At 70.2% G+C, this 26,063-nt stretch carries 21 protein-coding genes and 5 pseudogenes; 7 read left to right on the forward strand and 19 right to left on the reverse strand.

The genetic code is table 11. The features are described 5' to 3' along the window. The first annotated feature begins 19 nt into the window (after positions 1-19). A complete protein-coding gene (locus tag AB0A69_RS06725) occupies positions 20-604 on the forward strand; it encodes a CchlQ (RefSeq protein WP_361416068.1) in 585 nt (194 codons plus the stop codon). Positions 605-668: 64 nt separating this feature from the next. Here the strand turns inward: AB0A69_RS06725 and AB0A69_RS06730 are convergent, their stop codons facing one another. The 9 genes and pseudogenes from AB0A69_RS06730 to AB0A69_RS06770 form a co-directional block, all read right to left on the reverse strand. After that, positions 669-1,088 (reverse strand): hypothetical protein, encoded by a 420-nt coding sequence (locus AB0A69_RS06730; RefSeq protein WP_361416070.1) that lies wholly within the window; start codon positions 1,086-1,088, stop codon positions 669-671. Further along, positions 1,031-1,423: a hypothetical protein gene (locus AB0A69_RS06735; protein WP_361416072.1), complete on the reverse strand. Its 393-nt coding sequence runs from the start codon at positions 1,421-1,423 to the stop codon at positions 1,031-1,033. The genes AB0A69_RS06730 and AB0A69_RS06735 overlap by 58 nt, the downstream gene beginning before the upstream one ends. A gap of 78 nt (positions 1,424-1,501) precedes the next feature. Continuing rightward, complete coding sequence (locus AB0A69_RS06740) at positions 1,502-1,648, reverse strand: hypothetical protein (protein WP_361416074.1); 147 nt, start codon at positions 1,646-1,648, stop codon at positions 1,502-1,504. Positions 1,649-1,680: 32 nt separating this feature from the next. Beyond that, positions 1,681-2,562, reverse strand: coding sequence for a DUF72 domain-containing protein (locus AB0A69_RS06745; RefSeq protein WP_361416076.1), 882 nt, complete (start codon positions 2,560-2,562; stop codon positions 1,681-1,683). Positions 2,563-2,779: 217 nt separating this feature from the next. Then, positions 2,780-3,129: pseudogene (locus AB0A69_RS06750) on the reverse strand (IS5/IS1182 family transposase); the annotation flags it as partial. Positions 3,130-3,520: 391 nt separating this feature from the next. After that, a complete protein-coding gene (locus tag AB0A69_RS06755) occupies positions 3,521-6,568 on the reverse strand; it encodes a serine protease (RefSeq protein WP_361416078.1) in 3,048 nt (1,015 codons plus the stop codon). Continuing rightward, the gene (locus AB0A69_RS06760) at positions 6,568-6,909 is read right to left on the reverse strand and encodes a CU044_2847 family protein (RefSeq protein ID WP_361416080.1); all 342 of its coding nucleotides are present in this window, start codon (positions 6,907-6,909) and stop codon (positions 6,568-6,570) included. The genes AB0A69_RS06755 and AB0A69_RS06760 overlap by 1 nt, the downstream gene beginning before the upstream one ends. A 418-nt stretch (positions 6,910-7,327) precedes the next feature. Then, positions 7,328-7,729: a hypothetical protein gene (locus tag AB0A69_RS06765; RefSeq protein ID WP_361416082.1), complete on the reverse strand. Its 402-nt coding sequence runs from the start codon at positions 7,727-7,729 to the stop codon at positions 7,328-7,330. 800 nt (positions 7,730-8,529) lie between these two features. Then, complete coding sequence (locus AB0A69_RS06770) at positions 8,530-11,475, reverse strand: tetratricopeptide repeat protein (RefSeq protein ID WP_361416084.1); 2,946 nt, start codon at positions 11,473-11,475, stop codon at positions 8,530-8,532. A 201-nt stretch (positions 11,476-11,676) separates the two neighbouring features. Between AB0A69_RS06770 and AB0A69_RS06775 the strand changes: the two are divergent. Beyond that, positions 11,677-12,399, forward strand: a pseudogene (locus tag AB0A69_RS06775) (carbamoyltransferase N-terminal domain-containing protein); the annotation flags it as partial. A 184-nt stretch (positions 12,400-12,583) separates the two neighbouring features. Next, positions 12,584-12,986, forward strand: a pseudogene (locus tag AB0A69_RS06780) (carbamoyltransferase C-terminal domain-containing protein); the annotation flags it as partial. A gap of 362 nt (positions 12,987-13,348) precedes the next feature. Here AB0A69_RS06780 and AB0A69_RS06785 read toward each other — a convergent pair. Beyond that, positions 13,349-13,834 carry a transposase gene (locus AB0A69_RS06785; RefSeq protein WP_361416847.1) on the reverse strand — a complete coding sequence of 162 codons (486 nt, stop codon included), beginning with the start codon at positions 13,832-13,834 and terminating at the stop codon, positions 13,349-13,351. Positions 13,835-13,973: 139 nt separating this feature from the next. Next, positions 13,974-14,108 (reverse strand): annotated as a pseudogene (locus tag AB0A69_RS06790) (GNAT family N-acetyltransferase); the annotation flags it as partial. 998 nt (positions 14,109-15,106) lie between these two features. Here AB0A69_RS06790 and AB0A69_RS06795 point away from each other — a divergent pair. Next, positions 15,107-15,331: pseudogene (locus tag AB0A69_RS06795) on the forward strand (PucR family transcriptional regulator); the annotation flags it as partial. A gap of 203 nt (positions 15,332-15,534) precedes the next feature. On the opposite strand, the gene AB0A69_RS06800 reads toward AB0A69_RS06795, so the two are convergent. Then, entirely contained in the window at positions 15,535-16,011 is a 477-nt protein-coding gene (locus AB0A69_RS06800; protein ID WP_361416086.1) for a MarR family transcriptional regulator, read from the reverse strand. A gap of 92 nt (positions 16,012-16,103) precedes the next feature. Here AB0A69_RS06800 and AB0A69_RS06805 point away from each other — a divergent pair, with 92 nt between their 5' ends. Both AB0A69_RS06805 and AB0A69_RS06810 read left to right on the forward strand, forming a co-directional pair. Further along, positions 16,104-17,003: an ABC transporter ATP-binding protein gene (locus AB0A69_RS06805; protein ID WP_361416088.1), complete on the forward strand. Its 900-nt coding sequence runs from the start codon at positions 16,104-16,106 to the stop codon at positions 17,001-17,003. After that, positions 17,000-18,559: an ABC transporter permease gene (locus AB0A69_RS06810; protein WP_361416090.1), complete on the forward strand. Its 1,560-nt coding sequence runs from the start codon at positions 17,000-17,002 to the stop codon at positions 18,557-18,559. Before AB0A69_RS06805 ends, AB0A69_RS06810 begins: the two co-directional genes overlap by 4 nt. Before the next feature lie 410 nt (positions 18,560-18,969). Here AB0A69_RS06810 and AB0A69_RS06815 read toward each other — a convergent pair whose 3' ends face one another. The 6 genes from AB0A69_RS06815 to AB0A69_RS06840 all read right to left on the reverse strand — a co-directional run bounded on the left by AB0A69_RS06815 (position 18,970) and on the right by AB0A69_RS06840 (position 23,719). After that, a complete protein-coding gene (locus AB0A69_RS06815) occupies positions 18,970-19,548 on the reverse strand; it encodes a hypothetical protein (protein WP_361416092.1) in 579 nt (192 codons plus the stop codon). Beyond that, complete coding sequence (locus AB0A69_RS06820; RefSeq protein ID WP_361416093.1) at positions 19,548-21,791, reverse strand: DUF6571 family protein; 2,244 nt, start codon at positions 21,789-21,791, stop codon at positions 19,548-19,550. The genes AB0A69_RS06815 and AB0A69_RS06820 overlap by 1 nt, the downstream gene beginning before the upstream one ends. Positions 21,792-21,805: 14 nt before the next feature. Next, positions 21,806-22,258, reverse strand: a complete 453-nt coding sequence (locus tag AB0A69_RS06825; protein ID WP_361416095.1) for a hypothetical protein — start codon at positions 22,256-22,258, stop codon at positions 21,806-21,808. Between the two features lie 149 nt (positions 22,259-22,407). After that, entirely contained in the window at positions 22,408-22,899 is a 492-nt protein-coding gene (locus tag AB0A69_RS06830) for a hypothetical protein (RefSeq protein ID WP_361416097.1), read from the reverse strand. A gap of 20 nt (positions 22,900-22,919) precedes the next feature. After that, entirely contained in the window at positions 22,920-23,207 is a 288-nt protein-coding gene (locus tag AB0A69_RS06835) for an STAS domain-containing protein (protein WP_361416849.1), read from the reverse strand. Continuing rightward, positions 23,147-23,719 carry a hypothetical protein gene (locus AB0A69_RS06840; protein WP_361416098.1) on the reverse strand — a complete coding sequence of 191 codons (573 nt, stop codon included), beginning with the start codon at positions 23,717-23,719 and terminating at the stop codon, positions 23,147-23,149. The genes AB0A69_RS06835 and AB0A69_RS06840 overlap by 61 nt, the downstream gene beginning before the upstream one ends. A 235-nt stretch (positions 23,720-23,954) precedes the next feature. On the opposite strand from AB0A69_RS06840, the gene AB0A69_RS06845 reads away from it, so the two are divergent. Then, positions 23,955-25,019, forward strand: a complete 1,065-nt coding sequence (locus AB0A69_RS06845) for a helix-turn-helix domain-containing protein (RefSeq protein ID WP_361416100.1) — start codon at positions 23,955-23,957, stop codon at positions 25,017-25,019. A gap of 150 nt (positions 25,020-25,169) precedes the next feature. On the opposite strand, the gene AB0A69_RS06850 is transcribed toward AB0A69_RS06845, so the two are convergent. Further along, on the reverse strand, positions 25,170-25,490 hold the full coding sequence (locus tag AB0A69_RS06850; RefSeq protein ID WP_361416102.1) for a hypothetical protein: 321 nt from the start codon (positions 25,488-25,490) through the stop codon (positions 25,170-25,172). Between the last annotated feature and the right edge of the window lie 573 nt (positions 25,491-26,063).

Consider the following 26,063-nt stretch of genomic DNA (forward strand, 5'->3'; position numbering starts at 1 on the left):
AGAGCGAGGGGGGCTCGGCGTGGAGTGGTTGACGTTGGTGGCGACGTTCGGGGGCGCGGTCATCGCGATAGCGGGGACGGTGCTCGCCGACCGGCTGCGTACCCGGCAGGAGGAGGGGCGGGGGCTCGGCGCGCTGAGGCGCGAGGTGTACATCGACTTCATCTCGGCGGCGGGCACCGCCCATACGCGGCTGCGTGAGCTGGCCCAGGACCCGGACCCGTCCCTCGACCGGGAGGCGGCGAGCCGTGCCGCCCTCGCCGACGCGCACATCTACGAGGTGCGGGAGCGGCTGTTCATCGACGCCGCCGCGCCGGTCGCCGCCGCCGGGCAGGCGATGTTCGAGCAGCTGCGCGCCTTGCGCCGTGCCGTCGCCGCGGGCGCCCTGCTGTCCCAGCCCTCCTTCCACGACGTCTACCACCCGTACATCGCGTCCGTGTGGGACTACCGGGTCGCGGTGCGCGACGAGCTGGAGGGCCGCTCCCTGTCGCCGGGCGTCTTCGGCTGGGCGGACTGGGACGGCAGGGAACGCTGCTCGCTGTGCGGCGCAGGGGGCTCAGGCGGCGCGGGAGGCGCAGCCGGGGCCGAGCGGGCGTCGGCGCGCTGAAGGCCGTGGTGGCGATGGGCTCCGCCCTGCCGCCGTACCGACACCCGTTCGACTCCTGGCATCATCAGCTCTTCAGCTTGAGGACGATCAGACGCATGGAGTCCGTCCCCGCGTGCGTGACGAACGCGCCCGCGCCGTTGGCCATGGCCTTCGGCGTGATCGTCGCCTCCGGCAAGGGCGTGGCGGTGGAGACGGAGACCGGGGTCAGCGGCGCGTCGTCGCCGGCCATGCCGTAGGCGGTGCCGTCGTCGGCGACGGCCCCGATGATGCGGCCGTTCGGCGTCTCCGTCATCCCGAAGCCCACGTTCTCCCTCTTGCGGACCGCCTCGACGCCGGGCGGAGCCACCTTCGTGCTCTGCCAGTCGCCGTCGGCCCCGGCGTCCTCCGGGCCGTTGGTCACCAGCCCCTTCGGACCGGGGAACGACATCAGGTAGTCGGGATCGACCGCCTTCGGCCGGGCGAACCGGCCGTCCGGAGCCTCCACGTTCCCCACGCGACCGGGGCCACGTCGGCCGGGTAGAAAGCCACGGAGACGGCCTCCTTGTACTTGTGGAAGTCGTCCTTCCGAACCTGGCCCCGCGCCCACACCGCGAAGTACTCGCGGTCCCGACCGGGGACGAGGGCGATCTGCGGAACCGCCAGCTTGCCGGACGTCTCGTCGGCCTGTTCTTCGGTGAGCTTGGGTCCCGCGTACGGGAGCGGCTGGCCCGGCGGAAGCCAGGCAGCCTGGACCTCCCAGCCCTGGGCGCTGTCGAAGGCCGCTGGAGCAGCGATCTTGCTCGTCAGCGGAGCACCGCCGGCGCCACCCGCACCCCCCACACCACTCGAGCCACCTCCGTGCGCATCATCACCGCCGTCCGGACGCCCGCCGCGGGTACGCCCTCGGCCCCTACCCCGTCACCGGCGCCCGCGCAGCCGGGCGAGCAGCCGCTGGGCCCGGGTGCGATTGCGCGGGTCGGCGGCGGCGCGGCGCGCCGAGGCGACGGCCCGCTGCCCCTGCGGGCTGCGGACGAACCGCTGGATGCGTGTCATCAGTCCGGACATGGCACCTCCTGGAGTGTGTGTCTACCACTCTCCTACCCGGACACGTCCGACGGATGTCCGCACGGGCTCAAGAGGCCCTGCATGGACGCGGCGGCGCGTACGGCGGCGTCGGCGCAGCAGTTGTTGAACAGGACGTGCAGGTGCGTGACCCGGTCGGCCAGGGCACGCAGACGCGGCCGCCACTCCCGCAGCTCGTCCTCCGCGTACGCGTGGCGGAAGCGGTCCTCCTTACTGCCCCTGCCCCACTCGGGGCTGCGCCCGTGGAAGCGCACCACCGCGAGGTCGGGGGAGGCGACCGGGGTGACCGGCGGTATCGAGGTGGGCAGTCCCTGTGGCGTGTCCACGGCCACAGCGGCGGCGTCCAGCTCCCTGAGCAGGGCGGTGGTACGGGCCCGGTGCTCGTCCCGCCACCAGTCGGGGTGCCGGAACTCCACGGCCACGGGCCAGTCGCCGGTGCGCAGGCGGGTGTGCCGGAGGGCGGCCTCGGACCGCGCGCCGGGGGCGAACCAGGGCGGGAACTGGAACAGCAGCGTGCCGAGGCGGCCGGCGTTCCGCAACGGCCGGAGGGCGTCGCTGAAACGGTGCCAGATCTCGTCGAGAAGTCCGGTGTCGCCGGTGGTACGGGGCCGGCCGCGCAGATCGGCGGGCAGGGCGGCGTCGCGGGTGGGGTGGCCGGTGAGGAGGGAGAACGCCTTGACGTCGAAGCGGAAGCCGGGCGGAGTCCGTTCGACCCACAGGAGGCTGTTGCGCGTGCTGGGCAGCGCGTAGTAGGTGGCGTCCACCTCCACCACGGAGAAGCGCTCGGCGTAGTGCCGCAGCCGACCCTCCGGGTCCTGCCGTCCCGGCGGGTACCACCCGCTGGCCACAAGTGCCTTGTCCGTCCAGGAACATGTACCGATCAGGATCTCACCCATACGGCCCGCCTACCCCGGCACGACGCTTCCGCCCCTCTCCGTACCTTCGTCCTCTGGCCGGCCCCTTGTGATACGTTCGCCGCCGCTGTGCATCATGGCGAACTGGGAAGGTGAGACCGATCAACACTGTGACAGGTCGGGGCTCCCTCTCTCGCATGGCCTAAAGCTTGTCCCGTAAAAATCTTCGAGGCGGTGTCCCGCGGTCGACTTTGTTCGCCTAACGGCCGAGCGCCAGGTTGTGCAGGCGGGCAATCCCGCTCATCGCGCGATGGACGCCGTCACACTGCAAGTGGCAGTCACATGGGACATGGCGTGCTCTTCCTTCCAGGCAGCCAGTTCGCTCTGTCCGTGCTCGCGACGGTGCGGGATGACCAGGGCGGTGCCCCGGTAGCCGCGCCGTCGCGATCATGGTGATGCGGCCGAGGCGTCCTTGGCTCCGGATAGGGCCCGTACCTTGTCGTCGTTGCGGTTGCCGGGCAGCGGCCGGCCAACCACGACGACAAGCCGGGTATCTCCGTCGACGTCGACTTGGTGGTTGGTGGTCGAGCTGTAGTTCTTCACCCGATCGATCACGGGGGCTCGTGAGGGGCGGCGGCGCTCACAGGACCCCAGGCAGCCGTCGCCCGCCGGTACTCGGTGGCTGCCAGCGCCTCGGGACCGCGCCAGAGGGCATCGTCGCAACGTCACTAAGACCGGACACCGGCACTTACGGGCCCTTAGGACCTGTCTCCCGGATCTTGCCGGGCTCGCGGGGTCTGGCACCGCTCCCCCAGAGCTTCGCCTGGGGGTGCCCCCACGCCGCGTTGTCGTCGGTCGCCAATGGCCCCCGTAGCCCTGCGGGCACGGGGGAGGCTCCCTCCTCCGCCTTGCGATCCGTCCCCTCGGCCCCATAGGGGCCTGGGGAGACCCCATGCACCAGACCCCGCTCCCTGATCCGGCCTGATCCGAAAGACAGGCCCTAGTCCCGGAAGAACCCGTCGGAGGCCGCGATTCGCTTAAGCCACGCCTCGGTCAGCTCCAGGTAGGCGGGGTTGCCGCCTTCGGGGCCGGGGGTGTCGGCCAACCGAACGTGTTCCCGCCTCGCCGCCGCGCTAGCCTCCTTCGCCTCCTCACCGTACCCGGCCCGCCGCAGCAGGTGGGCCAGCCCGTACAGGGTGATGACCAGGGGTTCCTGTAGTTGCGGTGGGGCGAATACGGCGAACGGAGGAGGGGGAGACAAGTAGGGCATGACGCTCTCGTCCACGGCACGCTGGCGGGCCCGCGCGCACTCGACCTTCCATTCGATGGCCTCGTTCATCCGACCGACGGCCGCGAGGGTGCGTGAGTAGTTCTCCATGCAATCGGCCAGCGCCGACCACTCCTCCGGCGACCCGGACTTGAACAATTTCGTCGCGGCCAAGCAGAGCCCGGCCTGCTCCACGGCCGCCGGGTGCATTCCCTCCCGGCTCAGCTGGACGCTGAACGCGTGCAGGCAGCGTATGAGTTGCCGACCGTGGGCGTACCGGTCGACGTTGGTCAGATCGGCGGCGAGGTCGGCGGCCTGCTGGAAGGCGGACAGGGCGCGGCCGCCGCGGCCTGTCTCCGACCACAGCCGCCCTACACCCAGCAGCGCGTCGACAAGCCGGGGAGCGAAGCCGACGTCCTTGCGGGCGATCTTCTCCCACTCGCGTGCCGCCGACTCGCCGATGCTCCGCGCCTGCTCGAGCTCACCCAGGTTGTACAGCCGCAGCGCCAGGGCGTCGAGGTATTCGGCATAGGTCGGCTGGTGGCAGCGGGGGTCGGCGTCGGCCAACTTGCGCGTCAGGTCCACCGCCTGCTCGGTCACTCGGGCCGCTTGCGCCAGCTCCCCGACCGCATCCCAACGGAACGCCAGTTCACTCAGTGCCTGGGCCAGTCGGCTCACCTCCGCCGGCTGCGACCGGACCGCACCCCAGCGTGGCAGCGCGGCCGTCAGCCGGTTCACCAGCTCCTCAGCGGCCAGCACCGCGAATTCCTTCAGCTGGACGTGGGTGTCGGGCAGCCGGGTGAGAATCTCCTGGAGCAGGTCGGCGTCGGCCTGCCGGGCCACGGTGGTCAGCGCGGCCACCAGTTCCTCGGGGAGCGGGAGCGCGACCGCGGCGGTGGCGAACCAGCGCGGCTGCTGCTGCACTAGGGCGGGCAACACGGCCGCCAGTCGCTCGGTCCGCTCCGTCGCCGCGGCGAGGAAGGGGCGCGCGGCGCGGATCAGCACCACCAGGGCGCGTTCGGCCTGCTCGGTGTCGCACTGCGACAGCATGGCGACCAGCAGCCGGGTGGCCGCCGCGACGGTGTCGGCCTCGGCGACCACATCGAGGAGCAAGGCCTCGCCCAGCCGGTCGGGCTGCATCGGAGACCAGTACAGCTCAGCGTGCGGGTAGAGCTGGCGGAGCAGCTGCGCGGCCGGGCGAGCCTCACAGCTCGCGGCCATCGACAGCTCCGCCAGAGCCTGCAGCGCGCTCGCCGCCTGATCGCCGTCCGCGGCGGCGAACAAGGTCGGCACCAGCAGCGTCTGGCGCAGGCGGGCGTCGTCCCGGGCCAGCGCCAGTCCATGCTCGCAGCTCATCCTGCGCCAGTACCGCTGCTCGTGACCGAGGATGGCCCGCAGCGGATCCGGAGCCGTCGACCAGGTCCCGTCCCGTTGGATCAGCACCTCGTCGAGGGCCAGGGCGTGCAGGGTCAGCGCATCGCCGGAGCTGTCGAAGCCGGCCAGCCGGGGCGGCAGGTCGGGCGCGGCGCGGTTCAGGACGGCGGTGTTGAAGGCCCACCACGCCTCGGCCACCACATGGCGGGTGCCGAGCCGTTCGGCGAGCGGGGAGAGCGGCATCGGATCCGGGTCGGCGACCTGCTCGAACTCGGTGGTCACGGTCGTCCACCACGGTCCGGCGGAGCGGGCCAGCAGCAGGATCCGCACCGAATACAGCACGCGGGCCAGCGCTTGCAGCAGGGCACTCAGTTCGCCGGCGCGGGTCTCGGCGTAGTCGAGTACCAGCAGCACCCGGTACCCGGCGGCCACCGCCTGCGTCACCGTTTCGCTGTCCTGTGCCCGCCCCTGCGGCCAGAAGCCCGCGAGCCAGCCCTGCTGACGCAGCGTCCGGCATAACCGCATCGCCAGCCGGGTCTTGCCGGCCCCGCCGCCGCCGGTCACCAGCCGCACTGCCGGGGCCGGTTGATCACCGCACCAAGCGAGCAGTTCGTCGAGCTCCGGGCGCGGGGTGAACGGCACCACCTGGTTGCGGGTGTCCAGCCACCAGGAGGGGCGCGGGTCGGGCGGTGGCGTCGGCGGCTCGGCGACCGGGTCCTGGGTGCCGAACAGCGTCCGGCTCAACGCGGCGCGCCCGCTGGCCAGGTCGAACCACCGGGTGCCGGGCCGGTGTCCAGCCGCGCCGGCCAGCCGCTCGGCGGTGTGCTCCGCCAGCACCTCGCACGGCACGATCCAGCCACCCTGGACGCCGTCCTGGTCGCGGGTGGCCTTCACCATCCCGCACACCCGGCCGCTGGCTGGATCGAGCACCAGCGCACCGCTCATCCCGGGCACCACCCAGTCGTCCGCCACCCGCAGCATTGGACCCGACTGACCGGTGACGCGCAGGTGCAGGGAGTCCACCGCGGGCCCGACCTCGGTGGTGTAGGTGCTGTACCCGAGGGCCAGCACCATGGATCCCGGCGCCGGGGCGTGCTCGGCCAGCCACACCCCGTCCAGACCGGGTACCGGCTCGGTCAGTCGGATCAGGGCGAGGTCGGGGAAGGCGTAGTAGTCGCCGCCGCCGGGCCGGGCCGGCAGACACTCGACCGCAGCCGCGCCGTAACGGCGCCCGCCGATCTCAATACCGACCTCGTGCGGGGCGTCCGCGACCACGTGCGCACAGCTGACCGCCAGGTCGGAGGTGAGCAGGAAGCCGCTCCCGGCGAACCTGCTCCCCAGCTGCACCGCCACCGCGTGCCGGCGAGCCAGCTCGGTCACTTCCGTGCCGGGCGCCGTACGGTCCATCAGTTACTGTCCGGGGCCTGTCCGGGCACCCGGTCCCAGCCCATCGTGACCCTGACACTTCCTTCGCCGCCGGCCTCCGCGAGGACGCCGAGCAGCCGACCGGACTTGACCGCGAGCTTGAGACCGAACTCGACCTCCAGCCGGTCGGGCGGTTGAGGCAGCGCCTCCCGAACGCTCTCCAGGGCCCAGCGGCTGACCTCGCCGAGCGTCTCCTTCACCTGCGACAGGTGCAGGCGTCCCGGCGCCGCCACATCACCACCGCCACTGGAGACCACCTCCACCAGCATCACCTGGCCGTTGTCCAACTCCACCTCGGCCAACCGCACCCGCTGCTCCGCCACAGTCCCCCTGACGATAGGACGATCAGCGGGCACGCTACCTGCTCACCCGCCCACCCGGTGGCCGAATGACACTTCTCCCCTGCTCCGACCCAGCGGCCCGTCCGGCCGCTCTTGCTGGATGCGAAATGGAGACATCTCCGAAAGCTGGAGAAGCAGCGCAGCCAACGGCGTCGGCCAGCCGTGCCGCCGTCGGCAAGATCAACCGGACAGTGCCTGGACACGCGACGACGTTGCCAACCAGCGCGCAGCCCGAGCGATCCCTGCCATCGGCCATCGACCATCGACAGGTGGATTGGTGAGTCTGCGGCAGCTGGCAAGCCAGGTCATGGCCCGGCGCCACGCTCGTAGCAGAGCGGAACGGCGCGCTCGAATTACCGCCGCCGCAGTTCAGGAGTCACCGTCAACGCCCGTGCACAGATCACTGGAGTGCGCCGCTGCGCCTGCCCTCGTCGAACAGAGCTTGCACTAGGGCGGACTTCGCTCCCGGCGCCACGAACCAAAGGGGCGTGGCGGAGCGGCTTCTGAAGATTTCGATGCGGTGGCAGGCCATGACGAGACTCGCTACTGTCCTGTGCCGCACTCCGGTCACCTCGTTCCACGCCACGGAGTCGCGGATCTGGCCGAACAGGTTGGTGACGGCCACGCCGTCCGAGCACAGGTAACACCTGTTCACACCAAGCCGGGCGGTCAGCCAGCGCCATCCGAACTTCAGGGCGTACACCGCGGCCACCACGGCTGTCGCGACAGCGGCATTGCCGTCGACCGCGGACGGGTTGACGACACTGGTGACGAGCAGGGCGATCCAGAGGATCAGCAACATCCCCCGCAGCACCTGCAGCGTGGCGCCCAGCGCAGGGGGCTTCGAACGCGTACTGGCCGCCGGTGACGCAGGTGGCAAGCACGTCGGCCCGCCAGGCCCGGTGGGTCCCGGCTTGTTCGAGTTCGGCGGACCAGCCCGGGACCCGGCGGCAGCATTCGGCGAGGTCCCGTTTGAGCTGCCGGTGGTGTTCGATCTCCTCCCGTAGTGAGCAGTCGGGTGCCCCGGGAGCAGGGGGAAGTACTGAAAGCCGTTCGGTGAGAGCTTCGGGCAGAGCTTCCATTGGCACTCTGGCCAGGTCAGCGGTGCTCTGGGCCGCGCACGGTGGATTTGTTCCCGCTGAGGCGGCCCTGGCAGCCGAGGCCGTCCAGGGTGAGGTCAGGGTGCCGTGCTCGGGGTGGACGGCGCTGAGCGGCATGATCGACTGCCTGCGGTCGCGCGGCAATCGGCTTGGGCTCGGGGCCGGTTCTGGTGGGGCGGGTGACGCGGCGGGTGCGCGGACCGAGGGCACGGCGCGGGGGCACGGAAACGTACCGGCGCGGAGCCGGCCGGGGGCCGGGCACGGGAACGGACGCGGACACGGCCAGGCTTGGAGCGGTACCCCGAATTCGTCGGCGATCTGCGGGACGGTGTAGTCGCCGGAGTCGTACATCTCCCGGGCGAGCTGGACCTGGCGGGGGCCGAGTTTGGGTTTCTGGCCGCCGGTGCGGCCTCGGGCCCTGACCGAGTCGTGCGGCCCCGGCCCGTCCTCCTGGGTTCCCGCGGCGGCCGGCCGGGGGACGCTGCATGCCGCCGAGGCCAGCTCACCCGTTCCCGCCCTGCGACCGCCTCCCCGCCTCCGGCAATCGGTCCAGGATCCGCTGGACGGGTCCGAGGAACCGCAGCGACCACGCGATCCGGCGCGAATCCCCCTGCTCGGGCCGGGCGTTCAGGACCGTGACGATCTGGCGCAGGAGTCTGGCTGCCCCGAGAAGCAGGCGCGGGCTGGGACGCAGGGCGAGCACGGAGGCGATCTGCCGTGTGAGGCCGGGCCACTGCTGCTGCCAGGCCAGTTGGGCTATGAGCCGTACGGCCGCCGTGATGGCTTCCCGGTTGGCCGGCAGATGGTCCTGGAGCAGGGCGACCACCGGGCGGGCCAGGTCGATCTCTGCGTCGCTTTCGGAGAGGCCGAACTGGATCGCGAACGCCTTGGCCAGGGAGTCGGTGGCTTCCTCGTACCGCCGCCCGTACAACTGGACCACTCCGCGGCCGGCCAGGCTCCACGGGTAACTCGGGCTGTCCGACAGAGCCCGATCGAATGCCGCTTCCGCTTCGTCCAGGCGGCCCGCTTCCCACAGGAGCCATCCCCTCTGGGCGAAGATCTCCGCCCTCGGGTCGTCCCGGCTCTCGGCGCGTTCCAGAGCTACCAGGGCCTCGCTGTCCTGCCCGAGACTGTGCAGGGCCCAGGCCCGGATGACATGGGGCCATGCAGCGTCGTCGGCTCGGTCCTCACCCGTGGCGGCCAGCGCGGAGTCGATCTCCTCAAGCGCCTGAACGTAGCGTCCGGTGGACAGCAGGGCATCAGCGAGCCCGACGCGTCCCCATACGTCGTCCGGAACCACCTCAACGTACCGGCGGAGGTCGCGGATCGTCTCGTTCCAGCGGTCCAGCATGCGCAGGCACAAAGATCGCTCGTAGTACGCCCATCCGTACCGGGGGTCGATCGCGAGCGCGCGATCCAGATCGGCGAGCGCCTCCTCGTACCGCTCGTTCAGGCGGAGGAGGTTGCCCCGCATCGCCCATGCCACGTCGTGTTCCGGATCGAGCCCGATGACGGTGGTGAAGTCCTCGACCGCGCCCTCGGAATCACCCACCCACCGCCGTGCGTGCCCCCGGCACAGATACACCCAGGACGAGTCCGGATCGAGCCGGACGGCTCGGTCCATGTCTCCGAGTGCCTCGTCGTGGCGGTCGAGCCGGATGTAGGTGAAGCCCCGGTCGATGAAGAAGCTGCTCCGCTGGGGTTCCAGGGTGAGCGCGGCGGTGAAGTCGGCGAGCGCTTGTTCAGGGCGATGCGCGTCCAGATGCGCCTGGCCCCGGATGGCACGGGTGCTCGCTTCACCCCCGGTCGTCAGGCCGGGGTGGCCGAGGAGGGTGTCCAGGACGGGGACGGCGTCCACGGTCTGCGCCTCGCCGGAGGCTTCGGTCAGACGGCGGCCCCATTCCGTCAGCCGAACGTCGTCGGTGTCCTGACCCGCCTGCAGGATCATCTGGGCCCAGCGGCGCACCGAGCCGTCTCTCAGCTCGCAGCTCTGCGCGGTCTCCAGGAGCGCCCGGGGCAGCGCGCGCTGCGGATCGGCGCACAGGCGGTGGTAGGTCTCGTTGAGGCGGTGGGTCCGCCACTCCGCGTCCTCCCAGTGGTCGTCGGCGGAGGACTGGGTCTCCCGTGCCTCCCGGCGTTCACGGTGGAGCTCCGCGAGCGCCTCCTGCGCGGCGCGCCAGCGGGCGGGTGACTGGGCCCGCTGCAGGCGGAGCATGGAAGCGCGGACCACGTGGTGGTACCGGCACTGGCCGTTGCGATCGCTGACGAAGGCCAGCGTACGAATCCAGCTGTACGGGGCCGCCGACTCGTCCGGCACGGTCCTGCGATAGACCTCCTCGTCGAACTGGAGGGGTAGGGCGCACAGACTCGCCGCCGCCCGGCGCGCGGGGTCTCGCTCCCATTTCAAGAACCGTCCCACCGCCGTCCCCGACGGGTCCTCCACGTCCCCGGCCGAGTGGGGGCGGCTCTGGGCCAGCATGTGGACCAGAACCGGCAGCCTGCCCGAAAGCCGCAGGATCACCTCCACGACCTGCTCGTCGGAGATGCCCTGGTGTGCGAGCAGGGTCCTCGCCTCGGCCTCGGTGAACACGTCCAGAGGCACCTCCACCGTCAGGTCGCGCGCCGCTTCCCAGCACAACGGCGTGAGCGGTCCCTGCCCGGACACCACGATCTGCACATTCAACGGCAGCTCCACGGTCGACTCGGCAGCCGCGACAGCACACAGCCAGTCGTCCAGGGCCGGTCCGGAGCGTTCGTACACGTCGAAGATCAGGACCATCCACGGCTGGCCCGAAGCCGCCGCGGCCAGATCCTCCAGGAACACCGGGGTCAGGCGCCCCACCGGGTCGAGGACGAGCCGGACGTCCTCGTGGGATCTCATCCGCGCGCCGACCGCCGCTCTCATCCGGTCGGCGGCCTGTGCCACCGGCGCCGGATCGACCGCTCCCGCCAGCGCTCCCACCACCGGAATCATCCCGAGGCCGGCCAGCCCCGCCTGCGCGAGCAGCGTGCTGGACCCCGACGCCCGCGGAGCTTCCCCGCCCGCACCGCCCTCGGATGCCTCCTGTTCGGCGGCGAGCGCGATCTGCGCCTCATGGGCGTTCTGCCGGAACCTGCCCAGCAGTCTGTCGAACCGCTTCAGCCCCAGGCCCTGCCGGGCCAGCTGTGCACTGATCGTCTCCATCGCGCCCAGCGGGCTGTGCACACTGTCGTCGAGGTACGCGGTCGCCGCGCCCGCCTCGGCCGCGGCGTCCTCCCACTGGCGCACCAGCCAGGTCTTGCCCACACCCGCGTTGCCGTGCACATGGAAGAGGAACTGGTAGTCGGGGTCACCGGGCTTACGGGCCAGATTCTCCTTAAACACATTCAGCTCGCTCTGCCGCCCCACGAAGCCGATGCTCCGCCGCCGACGGATCAGTTCGCGCCGCGACGGACTCTGCTCGGCCATACGCCCCACCCCCGGCGGACAGTATGCCGAGGGGCGGGTCGTCATGGAATGGGCCCGCGGGGTCGGGGAGCAGGGCTGCGTTGAGCTCGCAGGGGTTGCCAGCCCGCCCACTACCTGGCTGAGTCCCCGGCCGCCCTGCGCCTGGCGCTGTCGGCGACGACGCGCGACCGGGCTCTTCCGAGGGCGCGGGGCTTCGCCAAGGTGGCGCGGCGCACCCAGCTGCGCACGCGCACGCTCGGCCGGCGATTCCCTGCCGCCCGTGTCTCCCCCGTCCCGCACCACCGCGCCCACCAGCTGGCGGCCTTCGCCGCCTTCGGGTGGAGCGAGTCCGCCGTTCTCGTCGTCGACAGCCTCGGCGAGCGGCAGACCACCACCATCGCCCACGGGCTCGACGCGCTCCACCCATCCACCCGCACCAGGGAGGCGATCAACGACCCCGCCTCCCTGGGCTACGTGTACGGTGCGATCACCGAGCACCTCGGGTGGCGACGCGGTGACGAGGAAGGCACCGTGATGGCGCTCACCGCCCTCGGCGACCCGGAGCGGTTCCGGCACCTCTTCGCCCGGGCTGTGCACATCACGCCCACGGGCTTCACGGTCGACCCCTCGTACTTCCCGCCGCGCGTGCTGACCTCGGGCTACCCGAGGGCCTCCCGCCGCTTCATCGCCGAGACGAGCCCCGAGCGCCACCCGAGCGAGCCGCTCCAAGACGTCCACCGGGATCTGGCCGCCGCACTCCAGGAGCGCACCGAGCAGGTGATGCTGCACCTGGCCCGCCGGGCACGGGTGATCACAGGATCGCGCCGTCTGTGCGTCGGCGGTGGAGTCGCCACGAACTGCGTGAGCATCGGCCGGATCATCGGGGACGGCGTCTTCGACGAGGTCTTCGTCCCGCCCGCCCCCGGCGACGCCGGCACCGCCATCGGGGCCGCCATCGCCGTGCACACCGCCAGCCGCAGTCGGCCCTTGTCCGGTGTCGCGCGGGCCTGCTACGTCGGCCCGTCGTACCAGTATCAGGCCCTTGGCCTCACGCCCGTGGCCCGACCTCCAGCAGAAGACGCTGGGCGGCGAGACGGCCGAGTTCCTCGCCGACCAGCTCTCCCACGGCATGATCGTCGGCCTCTTCCAGGGCCGGGTCGAGGCCGGCCCCCGCGCCCTGGGGAACCGCTCGATCCTGGCCTCCCCTCTGGAGCCGGGCGTCGTCGAGCGGCTGAACGCCACCGTGAAGTTCCGGGAGCCGTTCCGCCCCTTCGCCCCCATGGCCCCGGCCGAACGCGCCGCAGAGTTCTTCACCCTCGGTCAGGAAGCGCCGTACATGTCGATGGCATCCGGCGTGACCGACAAGGCGCGCGAGCGCGTGCCGGCCATCGTGCACGCCAACGGCACCTCGCGCCTTCAGACCGTCACCCGCTCGCAGAACCCCTTCATGCACGACGTGCAGCGCCTTTGCCCGCCGCACCGGGGTGCCGGTCCTGATCAACACCTCGCTCAACATCAAGGGCAAGCCGATCTGCGGGACGCCGGAGATGGCCCTGGACTGCCTGGTCAACTCCGGACTGGACGCCCTGCTGCCTGCTGGAAGGCCGGTGGATCACCAAGTGACGATCGGATACAGCTTCTGGGGATTCCTCGGCAACGGGGTCACCGATACCCCGGGCGGTGGCCGCAGCCATCGCCGCCCTCTGGTCGACGCCCTCCTCGGCCGCGGCCACGAGATCTTCTTCCTGCAGGCCAACCGCGACCTGATCGAGGCCGGCGACAACCTGGGCAACGCCTACACCTTCCACAGTGGTACCCCGGACGTCGACGTGCTGTTCCTGGAGTGGCGCTGGTCGATCGACGGGCGCAACACCACCCCGTGCGGTGCCGAGGGTCACACCTGCGACCTGCACCGCCAGGCCGAACTGGTCACCCGGTACACCGTGCGGCGGAAGACGCCGACCGTGGTCTGGGACAAGGACCGCCAGCTCCGCCCCGACAGCATGTGGCGGCGCGCCCACCGGACCGCCGTGTGCGAGGCCGCCCTCCAACTGACGCCCGGCGCCCACCGGCTGCTCTTGCCTGTCAACGACCGGGTGTGCGTGCCCTTCTTCACGTCCCCGGTCTCGTCGACCACCAGCACTGCACCCTCGTCGTGCAGGTGCTCCAGGACGTACTCGCGCACGTCATCGCGCACGGCGTCGGCATCCCATCGGGCCCGGCCGAGCAGGGGCTGCATGCCGTCGGGGGTGTCCTCTCCGGCCCACTCGGCGATGCTCCAGCAGTTTTTGCGTGGCAGGTCCGACAGCAGCCCCAGCATCAGATCCCGTACCCGACGCCGGGGTTCGACCCGGGCGAACCGGCCGGCTATCCGGCTCATCAGGCCCTCGAACGCTTCCTGCCAGCGGGCAGGGTCTACGCTGTGACCTGCGGCCATCGCAAGAACGTTAGTCTTCACACACCGATGATCAGCGGTGGCCGCAGCCTTCCCGCAGCCGACCCACGAGCAAGATCAAGGTCTATGGCTGGAGGTCGCGCTGGTACCAGGTGCCTGACTTGCCGCCGAGATCGGCCGGGGTGGCAGGGCCAACCGGGACGAACCCGGCCTTGGCCAAAACTTTCTGGGACGCGGCGTTGTCGTGGGAGGTGGCCGCAGCTCCAAGACACCAGGGCACATGACGATCTACGACTGGAGTGCTAACAGGGCCGGGCCGCTACGGAGAGGCGCGGAATCAGTCAGCGGTGCCTGGATCGCTCACGCGTGAGCAGGAGTACAGCTACAGCTGGGACGGCTCCGACCACGGACTGGGCGACGAAACCATCAGCGACGGCCATCTCCAAGCGCACCGTGTCCCCCGAATAGATGCTTACGGCCAGCAGGAATACCGCGGGTACTAGGGCCATAGAGCAAGCCACTGACGAGGCCCACCGTGCGGCGCTCACCGTCCACGGGCGGCCTGCCGACATGCGCATCCCCGCGATCAGCAGAACTACCCCGGTGACAGCGAACACTGGTACACCGAGGGCAACCGTGCCGTTACGTGCGACGAGGAAGTAAGACAGCCCGAGGTACCAGACACCGGCAATGAGGGGCGGGATCGCCACGCGTGTCCTTCCGGATGGCCGGGGCCGGCAACTTGTGGTGACGGCCCCGGTGGTGGTCAGTCGGCGGCCGGGGTGCCCGGCTTGATCCGCACGTGCTCGGTGCTCTCGCCGTTCGGTCCCTGTTCGATCCAGCGTTCCTCAGCGGGATTGGACCGGGGAACAGGCGGCAGACCAAGCGGAAGGTTTAAGTCCGACTTGACTCTCACGGGTTTCCCGTTGGCGTCCTTAAGGGGCTTTCCGTCAGGGCCCGTTACGGGGAAGTCCTTCGGCATCTTGGCCGGATTTATGGTCCCGTCCGAGTTTACCCACTCCGGCGTCTGCGGGGCGGGCGGCCGGGCTGTGCCGCCGGAAGCCATCGCTACCGACGCAGCACCGCCTGCGACCAGTAGGGCTGCCGCTACACCCAATGCTGCCTTTTTCATGTGTTTTCCTTCGATCCTACGGTCCGATCCAGTGCTGACCCGACCAAATTGGCACATTTTTGCCGTACCATGAGCCCTGGTAGTAGGCAGCCGACGCGCCCTTGGTGGCGTAGTAGCCGCCCGCACACGGCGGCGCGGGGCTTGGCCGCCTCGCCGAACGAGCCGAGCGGTTCGGGCTGTTACTGTCCCACGCCCACGCGGTCGCCGTGGCTCAGGGGCCGGAGCCGTACGACGACGGCTACGCGGTCACGCGCGGTATCGAGGCGTTCCTCGCGGCCCGGTTCGGCGACCGCCGGATCCTGCTGACCATGAAGAACGGCCGCCTCATCTGCGTCGCGCCCGTCCACCGGGACGGCGGTGACCATGGACCTGGCCGTGCCGGAGCCTATACCCCGTCCCTGCCGCAGGTGACTCCCGAGGTGGTCTACCGACCCGCTACGCCACCGGCACTCCGGTGGCGCGTACAACGGCGGTCCGATGGACCACGCGCCTTGGTGGCGTACGAGGAGAGGCTCGCCGCCCGGCCGCATCATCGCGGTGCTCCGGGACGCGGTCAGTCGGGCTGCGGACGCGTCGCGCGATGTTCGCGCCAGCGGTCCAGCATCTGGTGCATTTCCTTCTGGAGGAACTCGAAGAACTCCGCCGTCTCCGCCACCCGCGCCCCTGCCGCCGAGTCCCGGCCCAGGCTCTCGGCGCCCTCACGCAAGATCGCCTCCCAGCGGGTGAGGATCTGGTCGCGGCGGGTGAAGGTCTCGTACCAGAGTTCGTTGTGCAGGACGTACCGGTCCCGGCGCGAGCCGGGCTCCCGTTCGCGGCTGACCATGCCGACCTGATTGAGGTAGCGGATGGCGCCGGACACGGCGGCTGGGCTGATCCGCAGTTGCTCGGAGAGTTCGGCTGAGGTCCGCGAACCGCTTTCCGAGGCGAGCAGCGCGGCGAAGACGCGGGACGCCATGCGCTGCATCCCGGCCTCGGTCAGCTCGGCCGCGAAGCGCTCCACGAAGCGGCTCACCTGTTCCTCGTTCCCCATGGGCTCATCGTCTCCCGTCGTCCGGTGCACCTCCCGACTTTATACGGTTCCTTAACTTCACAAGTTTGTGAAATGCGCGTAGTTTCTGAAGCATGACGAACGCCATCACCGTCTCCGGACTGCGCAAGTCCTTCGGGCGGACGCACGCGCTGGACGGGCTCGACCTGACCGTCGCCACCGGCGAGGTCCACGGCTTCCTCGGCCCCAACGGGGCCGGCAAGTCCACCACCATCCGTGTCCTGTTGGGCCTGCTGCGCGCCGATTCCGGCGCCGCCCAGCTCCTCGGCCGCGATCCCTGGCAAGACGCCGTCGAACTGCACCGGCGCGTGGCGTACGTCCCCGGCGACGTCACGCTGTGGCGCAACCTCTCCGGCGGCGAGGTCATCGACCTGTACGGCAGGCTCCGCGGTGGCCTCGATCCCGCCCGCCGCGAGAAGCTCATCGAACGGTTCGAGCTGGACCCCACCAAGAAGGGCCGTACGTACTCCAAGGGCAACCGCCAGAAGGTCGCCCTCGTCGCGGCCTTCGCCTCCGACGTGGACGTCCTGATCCTCGACGAGCCGACGAGCGGCCTCGACCCGCTCATGGAGGCGGCCTTCCAGAGGTGCGTCGCCGAGGAGCGCGAGCGCGGCCGGACCATCCTGCTCTCCTCGCACATCCTGAGCGAGGTGGAGAGCCTCTGCGACCGGGTCAGCATCATCCGCAAGGGGCGGACCGTGGAGACCGGCTCACTCGCCGAGCTGCGCCACCTGACCCGCACGAGCGTCACCGCCGAGCTCTTCGGCCCTCCCAACGGGCTCGCGCACCTCCCGGGCGTCCATGACCTCGACGTACAAGGCAACCGCGTCAGCCTCCACGTGGACACCGACCACCTGAACGCGGTGCTGGCGTCCCTCGCCGACTCCGGCGTGCGGTCGCTGACCAGCTCCCCGCCCACCCTGGAGGAGCTGTTCCTGCGGCACTACGCCGTGGCCGAGGAGGCCGGGCGATGAGCGCGCTGACCGGTACCGGTTCGCTCACCCGGCTCGCGCTGCGCCGTGACCGGCTGATGCTGCCCCTGTGGGTAGTGGTCGTCGGCGGCATGGTCGCAAGCGGCGCAGGCTCCATCGGGACGCTCTACGACACGCCCGCCGCACGCGCCGAGGTCGCCGCCTCGATGAACGCGAACAGCTCCATCCGGTCCTTGTACGGGCCGGTGTTCGGCGACTCGACCGGCGCACTGGTGGCGTGGCGGTTCGGGGTCTTCGCGGCGGCGCTGGCGGCTGTGATGAGCCTGATCATCGTCGTACGGCACACGCGGGAGGAAGAGGAGGCCGGGCGTCAGGAGATGCTGTCGTCGGGGGTGGTGGGCCGCCGGGCGCCGCTGACGGCCGCACTGTCGACCGCGCTGGCCGCCAACACCGCCGTCGCGCTCCTCATCGCCGCCGGGCTCTCCGGCGAGGGCCTTTCCGGGGCGGTGGCGCTCGGTCTCGCGGTCGGCGGCACCGGCATGGTCTTCGCCACCACGGCCGCGATCGTCGCCCAGCTCACCGAGAGCGCGCGACTCGCGAAGGGCCTGGCGGCAGCGGTACTGGGGCTGGCGTTCCTGCTGCGGGCAGCGGGCGACGCGGGTGGCGTGTCCGCGCTGACCTGGCTGTCCCCCGTCGGCTGGTCCGGGAACGTCCGCGCCTTCGCCTCCGAGCGCTGGTGGGTGCTCCTGCTCATGGTGGCCGCGGTCGCCGCCCAGACGGCCGTGGCGTACGGGCTCGCCGGGCGCCGCGACATCGGCATGAGCTTCCTCCCCGCCCGTCCCGGGCCGGCCTCCGGCCGCCTCGCCACCGCGGGTGCGCTGGCGTGGCGGCTCCAGCGGGGCGGTGTCCTCGGCTGGACGCTGGGTTTCCTGGTTGCCGGGCTGGTCTTCGGCGGCATGGTGGAGGGCGCGAGCGACCTCGTCGGTGACAACGCGCAGGCCCGGCAGATCTTCGCACGCATGGGCGGACAGTCCGGCCTGGAGAACGCCTTCCTCGCCGCGATGACCGGCCTCTTCGGCATGGTCGCAGCCCTGTACGTCGTCGGCTCGGTCCTGCGCCTGCACGGCGAGGAGAGCGCCGGCCGCGCCGAGCCGATCCTCGGGTGCGCCGTGAGCCGCCTGCGCTGGGCGGCGGGCCACCTGCTCGTCGCCTTCGGCGGCGCGGTGCTGCTCATGGTCGCGGCGGCTGCCGGGCTGACCCTGTCGTACGGGAAGGAGCCCTGGTCCGTGCTGGGCGCCGCGCTCGCTCAGCTCCCGGCGGTGTGGACCCTCGGGGGCGTGGCGGTGCTGCTGTACGGCGCGTTGCCGAAGGCGGCCCCGGCGGCGTGGGCGGCCGCCGGGCTGTGCCTGGCGCTCGGCTGGATCGGCCCGGCGCTGGACCTGCCACAACCCGTCCTGAACGTCTCGCCGTTCGGCCACCTCCCCAAGCTCCCCGGCGCGGTGGTGTCCTGGCCGCCGCTGCTGATCCTCGGGGCGCTGACGGCCGCGCTGGTGGCCACGGGGCTGACGGGGCTGCGGCGGCGGGACCTGATGGCCTGAACCCCGGCCGCGTCACCGCTCCACGGGCAGCTCCGGCAGGCCCTGACCGCGGACGCTCCCCGACCCGGCAGTCGACCTCCGGCGGACGCGGCCCGGCGTCATACCGGGTCTGCTGGAGCGGTCGTGCACACCAGCCTCGCCTTCAGCCTGCCATCGGGTGGACATGAAGACCTCCGCTGCGGTGGAGCCCGGAGCCCCACCGCAGCGGAGGTCTTCTCCGCCTGATCGCGCCAGACCGCGTCAACACAGCGCGTGGTTGATGCACCTGGAGCCGCAAGCACAGGCGGCACACCGCCACGTCCGTGTCGCGCCGTACGGCATGGGCTACCACCACGCCCCGCTGGTTCTGAAGCCGCTTGCACTTTGCCCCGAAACCGGCTGCTGCGACCGTGACTGGCCGGAGGACACTCCTAGGCGCAGTCGTACTGCTTGGTCAGGTTGTCCACGGCCTCAAGGATGATGGTGCGCGAGTCCTTGGCGATCGACGCGTAGTTCCAGTCCCGTCCGACGATGACGACCGGCGAGACCTTGAGCGCGACGGTGACGTCGGCGGTAGTGCCCATCTTCTTCGGGCACCCGGCCGGCAACTGGACCTCACTCTGGCGCCCGCCCACCCAGCCCGTGAGGCCCTCCCCGATGGCAGTGGCGCCCTCCGGCGCATCGTGCAGCGTGCTGGCGTCGTTCACGTCCAGGGAGTACATGCCGCGCATCCTGTCGTCGGCATTCTTCCGATTGACGAAGCAGATGGTGGAGAAGATCGGGTCCGCTCGCTTGGCCGCGGATCCTGAACTGTTCGGCGCGAACTCGTCGGCAACGACGGCCCCGCCCTTCCCGTCCTGGAGCAGGCCCGCGGTCTTCTCCGTCAGCATCCCGAGGCACAGGTTCTGCTTGCGCAGCTCCTTGCGCTCCGTCGGCCAGAGATTGACCGCGGTGGCGACGGCCGCCGCGACGACGACCGCCACGGGCAGCAGCAGGTACTTCTTGTTCATCAGTACCGCTCGCCCATTTTCATGTCGGCGTCCTTGATGCCGTTCTGGTACCACTGCTCGGCGGTCGGCTGGAGGCCGTCCTCGTACTCTCCCGGGCTCAGGTCCAGCTCGCTCTCCGAGAGGCCCTTCTCCATCGCCATTCTGCGCATCATGGCGTACAGCTGGTTCTCGCCGTTTTCGTAGTGGTTGACCATGTTGTTGCGGGTTTCCGCGTCAACCTTGGCGTTGAGGTCGTTCATGTACGCGGCCGTGCCGACGTCGACCGAGCGCTGGATCGCGTCGCCGACGATGGGAATGGCCGTCAGGGGCGCGCCGATGGTGTGGTAGTTCATCATCTTGTTCCAGCCGTTGGCGTCCTTCTGCGCCTGGCCGAGGTCGTAGATGACGTCGCCGCGCACGCCGTCGAGGTGGCCCAGCACCGACGCCGACTGCTTGACCCAGGCACGAAGCTCAGGGTCCTCCTTGCGGAACGAGTCGTCCGGGAACCGGTTCAGCCCGTCGGCGATGACCACGCTCTGCGAGTGGTGGATGACACCGAACGCCCTGGGGTCCTCAGCGACGCCGCGGATGACGCGGGTGAGGTCGCCCCGGTCGATGGCGAGGTTGTTGAAGTCGGTACGCCCGTCCATGTTCTTGCCGAGGATCTGGTGCACGTCCGAGGCGTAGTCCCCGATCATGTTGCCCATGCTCGTGCGCATGGACAGGGGCACGGCGCTCTGGTTCTTCTGTGCCTCGTCGCCGCTGTACTCCTTGACGACGCGCTCGAAGATCGCGGTCTGCGCGCCGTCGTGGTGGGCGGGCACGCCATTGAGCGGGCTGCCCGGCTCCCGGCCGGTGGCCGCGGCCTCCAGGGCGGCGCCGAACTCCGTACGGGCCGAGGTGCCCTGCAGCTCGTCAGGCATCTCGAACTCGACGTCACCGCCCGGCCATTTGCGGTCCTCCAGGAAGTACTCGAGGTTGTCCGTGGTGTTCGGGTCGAAGTAGTGGGTGGCCGCGGAAGGGTTGCGGCTCATGGCGTTCATCAGACCCTTCATGGGGTCCTCTTGAGTGCCCTGCCAGTTCTTCATGACGCCGTCGTAGGCGTCCTCGTTGTTCGTCTCCCACTCGCGGATGGTGTCGCCGACCTCGGTCAGGAAGGCTTCGCTGTAGCGCGGGTCGTCCTTGTCCTTGTCGTACGCGGACGACTTCTTGTCATTCGGGTCGTACGCCTTGTCTCCGACGTCGGCCGCCATCAGGTCCGTGAGGTTCTTCAGGCTCGCGGCGCCGCCCCCGATGTACCCGGGGTGGCGGTTGGAGAGGCCGTTGCCGTCGCGGGCCGTGGTGATGAGCTTGTCGGTCCAGGCCGAGGTGACGCCGCCGGGAGTGCCGATCGAGGAGTCGGGTCCGGTGGCGGTGGCGAGGGAGCCGGAGAGGGCCTTGTAGAGGCGGGCGTCGGCACTGGAGACCTGGCCGTCGCGGCCGCCGGCCTCCAGGCTGCCGGCGAGCAGGAGCACCGCTTCCTGCTGGTCGCGGCCGCGGTAGCTGAGGTTCGTCACCAGCTGCTCGGCGAAGGCGGGCGAGTCCTTGCCGCCCTCGGCGAGTCGCAGCAGCCGCTCGCGCTCCTCGTCATCGAGGTGGTCCCAGCGGGCGTAGAGCTTGGCGGCCTCACGGCCGTTCTCGGCCTGCTGCTGCTCCTCCGCGCGCATCCGCTTGGCGTCGGCGATGCCGCCGAGGTCGGTGCTGCCGAAGTCGTTGGGGTGGTTCTTGATCAGGGCACGCAGGCCCCATGCGCACATCTCGTCCGCTTCGGCGGCCCGCTTGAGGATGCCCTCCAGCTTCTGGCGCAGGGCGTCGAACTGCGCCTCGGTGGCGAGGGGATCGGCGCTGTCCTTCGCCCGGCGGTCGGGGTGGACACGGTGACTGATCACCCCGTCGGGGTGGATCGTGATACCCGGCGGCGGATTCTCGTAGACCGCCTTGAGGTCGTCCTGGGCGGTCTTGAACAGCGTGTGAGCGTCCTTCAGAAGGTCGCGTATGGACTCGGCCTCGGTGACGGCGTCGTCGAACTCCTTGGCCGTCTTGGTGACGAACTCCTTGGTGACGGTGGCGTTCTCACCCTTCCAGGTGGACTTGTCGGCCTTCGACTTCATCGCCTTGGCATCGGTCTGGAGCCGTGTCAGCTTGGTGATCATCTCGGTCCACTGGGCGACCGCGGTGTCGAGAGGCGTGAGCTTCGCGTTGAGGAGCTGCTCGAACGTGGGCATGTCGTACCGCTCCCTTACCGGAAGTACTTGCTGATCTGCGAGACGGGCACGGCACCGTCATCACCCGGAACCACCGGCCCGACGATGCGCATCTGGGCGCCGATCCACTCGTCGTCCGCCTTGCGGGACGCCTTGGTGTAATCCAGATGGTTGGAGATGTGCGCGCACGCCTGCAGCAGGCTTTTCACCTGGGTCTCCCAGGTGGTGTTCACCTCGCTCAGCGCCGCACCCGTGACGAACCCGTCACCCTTCAGACTCGACCCCGCCGTCTCGCTGGCCGCCCGCGCGTGCTTCCCGCCCGACTCCAAACCGTTGAAGAGCCCGTGGGCCGCATGACCGATGTCACCCAGTTCGTCATCGTGAACGACATAATCCGCGGATCCCGGCTTGGCCGACCCACCCGGCGCCCCGTTCAGGCGCATGGCAGCCGCCGCCTTCGCCTGGGCCCACTCCTCGTCGAAAGACATCTACGACTCCCCCGTTGCATTGCTCGTACATGACAGCTTTGCGCTCGCCACGCTACACAGATGAGCGGAGAGATGGCCACGCCCGATCTTTGTTGTAGGTGAGTTGCCGAGGGATTGGCGCTGATCACTGCGGGTTCCGCCAAGTCCCCTCAACGCTCGGGCTCTTCGCATCCGTGGTCTTCCACGGACACGTCGAGATGGACCTCCCAGGAGACGGCGTCGGTCTTGGGTCCCGGTATCTCCGTAATCGTCATGCAGTGAACGTCTTCGGTGTCGTCCGAGCCGATCTCGTACAGGTGCGTTTCATCGCCCACCTCGGACACCCGGGCCCCGAATCGCGGGCCCACACCGGTCTTCCTGATCGCGTCGTCGATGAGTGAGCTGTAGTCGCTGTGCCCGGTCCAGTCGTACTTCCGCTGCGGGGATCCGTCCAGTGTCCCGGCCGCCCGGTGGACGGCGTCGCGCAGCTCGTCCTCGCTCCACTGGGAGGAGGCCCTCAGGGAGTACATCGCGCCGGCGGCGAAAAGCAGCGAGAGCACGATGAGCGCGACGCCGACCGGGTTGCGCGGGTTGTAGACGTAGCGGTTGGTCCCCCACTTGGAGCGGACGAAGACCGGCTCGTGATCGTTTTCGGTGCTCATGGCCAGATCCTCCCGTAGGGTCATGCGTCTGGACTGTCGCGCCCTTCATCGGCGCTCAGGATGCCGCGCAGTCCGACTCGCGCGAGCATCTTGGCCGCTTGCGGAGCTGCGTTGGTCACTGTCAGGTGCGTGCCGCGCGAGCGGGCCGCTCTCAGGCCGGCGAGGAACGCGCCCGCCCCGTCGGCACTCAGGTGCTCGACGCCGGAGAGCTCGATCCGCAGTGCCGTCGGGGAGGTGTCGAGTGCGTTCAGCAGGGTGCGGATCGTGCGTTCGACGTTCCGCGCATCGGTCTGGCCGCGCAGCGTGATGACGACGACGTCCGGCGCGGAGGGTGTTCTGCGGACGCCGGGCGCATCGTGGCGCGGGTGTCCATGTCAGCAACCTTGTGGCGGGCCTCCGCCGCCGTCAGTTCCTCCGCCGCACGGTGGACCGCGGTCTGCTCGGCGGCCTCCGCAGCCTTGCCGGGGCATACCTCGGCCGGCGGGCGTACCAGACCTCGGGTCACACGCCACGATCCAAAGAGTGAGGCCCACAGCAGGGAGGCGCCCAGCATGTGCACCAGAGCCTCGGGCCACCCTGTACGGGCAAGAAGAATCGAAGCGGTCACGGAGAGGAACCACGACGAAGCGATCAGCAGGGACGCCGTCACCGAGACGGGCACCCCACCGAGGCCCAACTCGTCGATATCCGCATCCGTATCGAATTCTTCCCGGTCGGCCATGCCCAGCGGGACCAGCAACCAGAAGCCGGTGACGACCACGAGGGACGCCGTGAACATCGCGCTGGGGAACATGGCGATGACACACAGGAACTCGTCCATGGCTCTCCCCTCTCCCGCGGCATGGATGTGGTGATTTCCGGTCTCCGGCATCCTTCTCGAGCGCCTGGCCGGCAGGCTCGATGATGGAGGCGCGACACACTTGTTCGCATTGCCGCCCACCGGCAATCTTGATGGGCTTTTAATGCCGGTAGCCGAACCTCGGTGCCCACATGCGACCCTTGTCGTCCACGGCGTCAGGGAGGCGTCACCAGTGCGTCAAGAACGGGGAGGGGCCATGGCGGAGCGCGGCACAGCCGAGGAATATATGGACGGGTACGCCAAGATCCTTGCCGACGCCTGCCCCACCGGCAGACGCCTGAACCGCGACGAGCTGGAAGCGCTCCGCTCGCAAGGAGAGCGGGCCGCCGAGGCGGGCGTCGGCCTGCGCCTCTTGGTGCGCGCCCACCTCTCCGCCGCCCAGGACGTACGCGCGCGGCTGCGCGGCGCGGCCGCCGACCACCTGCTCGCAGCGGTGGAGCAGGCCGTGGACGCCTTCGCCGAAGGCCACGAGCGGGCCCAGCGGCTCGCGATCCGCCAAGAGGAGGCGGCGCGGCGCGAGTTCATCGACGACCTGCTCCACGGCCGCAGCAGCGACCTCGGCCGCCTCGCCGAACGAGCCGAGCGGTTCGGGCTGTTGCTGTCCCACGCCCACGCGGTCGCCGTGGCTCAGGGCCCGGAGCCGTACGACGACGGCTACGCGGTCACGCGCGGTATCGAGGCGTTCCTCGGGGCCCGCTTCGGGAACCGCCGGATCCTGCTGACCACGAAGAACGGCCGCCTCATCTGCGTCGCGCCCGGCGACCAGGCCGACGTACTGGCCTTCTTCGCCAAGCAGGCGTACGCCGCGACCGGCGGCGGCCGCGTCGCGATCGGGCGCGCCCACCCGGGCGTCGGCGGCGTGGTCCACTCCTACGAAGAGGCGCTCAACGCCCTGGACCTGGCCGAGCGCATGCAACTGGAGGACCCGGTGCTGCACGCCGCCGACCTCCTCGTCTACCCCGTCCTCACCCGCGACCGCCAGGCCATGGCCGACCTCGTACGCACGGTCCTCGGCCCGCTCCAGCAGGCCCGCGGCGGCCCACAGCCGCTCATCGACACCCTCACCGCGTACTTCGACACCGGCTGCGTGGCCGCCGAAGCCGCCCGGCGCCTCGCCCTGAGCGTCCGGGCGATGACGTACCGCCTGGAGCGCATCCACAAGCTGACCGGTTCGGATGCCGCGCACCCCGTCCACCGCTACACGCTCCAGACCGCTGTCATCGGCGCCCGCCTGCTGGACTGGCCGAACCAGGAGCTCTGAAGGCAGGCGGGTAATGGCCTCCTCCGGGCTGATCGACTCACGCGCGCCTCAGTCAGCCCGCGAGGTACGACACTCGGAGCCCGAGCATCGATCAGGAGCGATAAAGGGGGCGACGGCAGCAGACCCGCGGCTACGAGCTTGACCGCCCGATCAATCCGAGAGCGAGCCGTTGCCCTGTCGGCGACCAAGCTGGCGCTGGCTCACCATCATCACCATGAGGCCGGTCAGCAGAAGCGCGCTGCCCGTCAGGGTTCCCCACTGCCGGGTGCCGAGCTCGGTGATCACGAGCCCGACGAGCGTGTGACAGCAAAGGGCGAGCGCGACTGTCAACTGGCCCCAGCCGTAGAGGCGAGGTCGGTGGACCGCTTTCCGGTTCGTGGGGAGTACCCAGCCGTGGGTCACTGCCGCGACACCGGAGGCGGCGATGAGCAACGCCAGCAGAACAAGAGGTATGGCGAGGTAGCGCACCATGGCTCCTTTCCTGTGTGGCGAACCCGCGAGGGACGCCCGCATGCTGATGACATCCGGCGCAGCCCAGGCCGCCTGCCCGGTCGATCATGGTTGGGGGGTCGGGCATGATGCCGTGGTGAGCGTCATCTCAAGTCCTTCGTGGCGCCGGATGACACGTCATCGGTTTGGCCCTTCACGACCGGGCCAGTACGACTACCGAGTCGCTGTCCTCCAGCGACTTCCATCCCGAGGAAGCAGCTGCGAGTGGGGACACCTATCGCAGCCCTTTGGGCCACTTCGGCATCCCCACCCATGCGCCGGCCAGCTAGGGCCTGTCTTTCGGATCAGGCCGGATCAGGGAGCGGGGTCTGGTGCATGGGGTCTCCCCAGGCCCCTTGGGGCCGAGGGGACGGATCGCAAGGCGGAGGAGGGAGCCTCCCCCGTCGCCCGAAGGGCTACGGGGGCCATTGGCGACCGACGACAACGCGGCGTGGGGGCACCCCCAGGCGAAGCTCTGGGGGTGCGGTGCCAGACGCCGCGAGCCCGGCAAAAGACAGGCCCTAACAGCAGCGGCCTCGTCGCCACGACTGCGTA

The sequence above is a fragment of the Streptomyces sp. NPDC045431 genome, assembly GCF_040646655.1.
GTDB lineage: Bacteria > Actinomycetota > Actinomycetes > Streptomycetales > Streptomycetaceae > Streptomyces.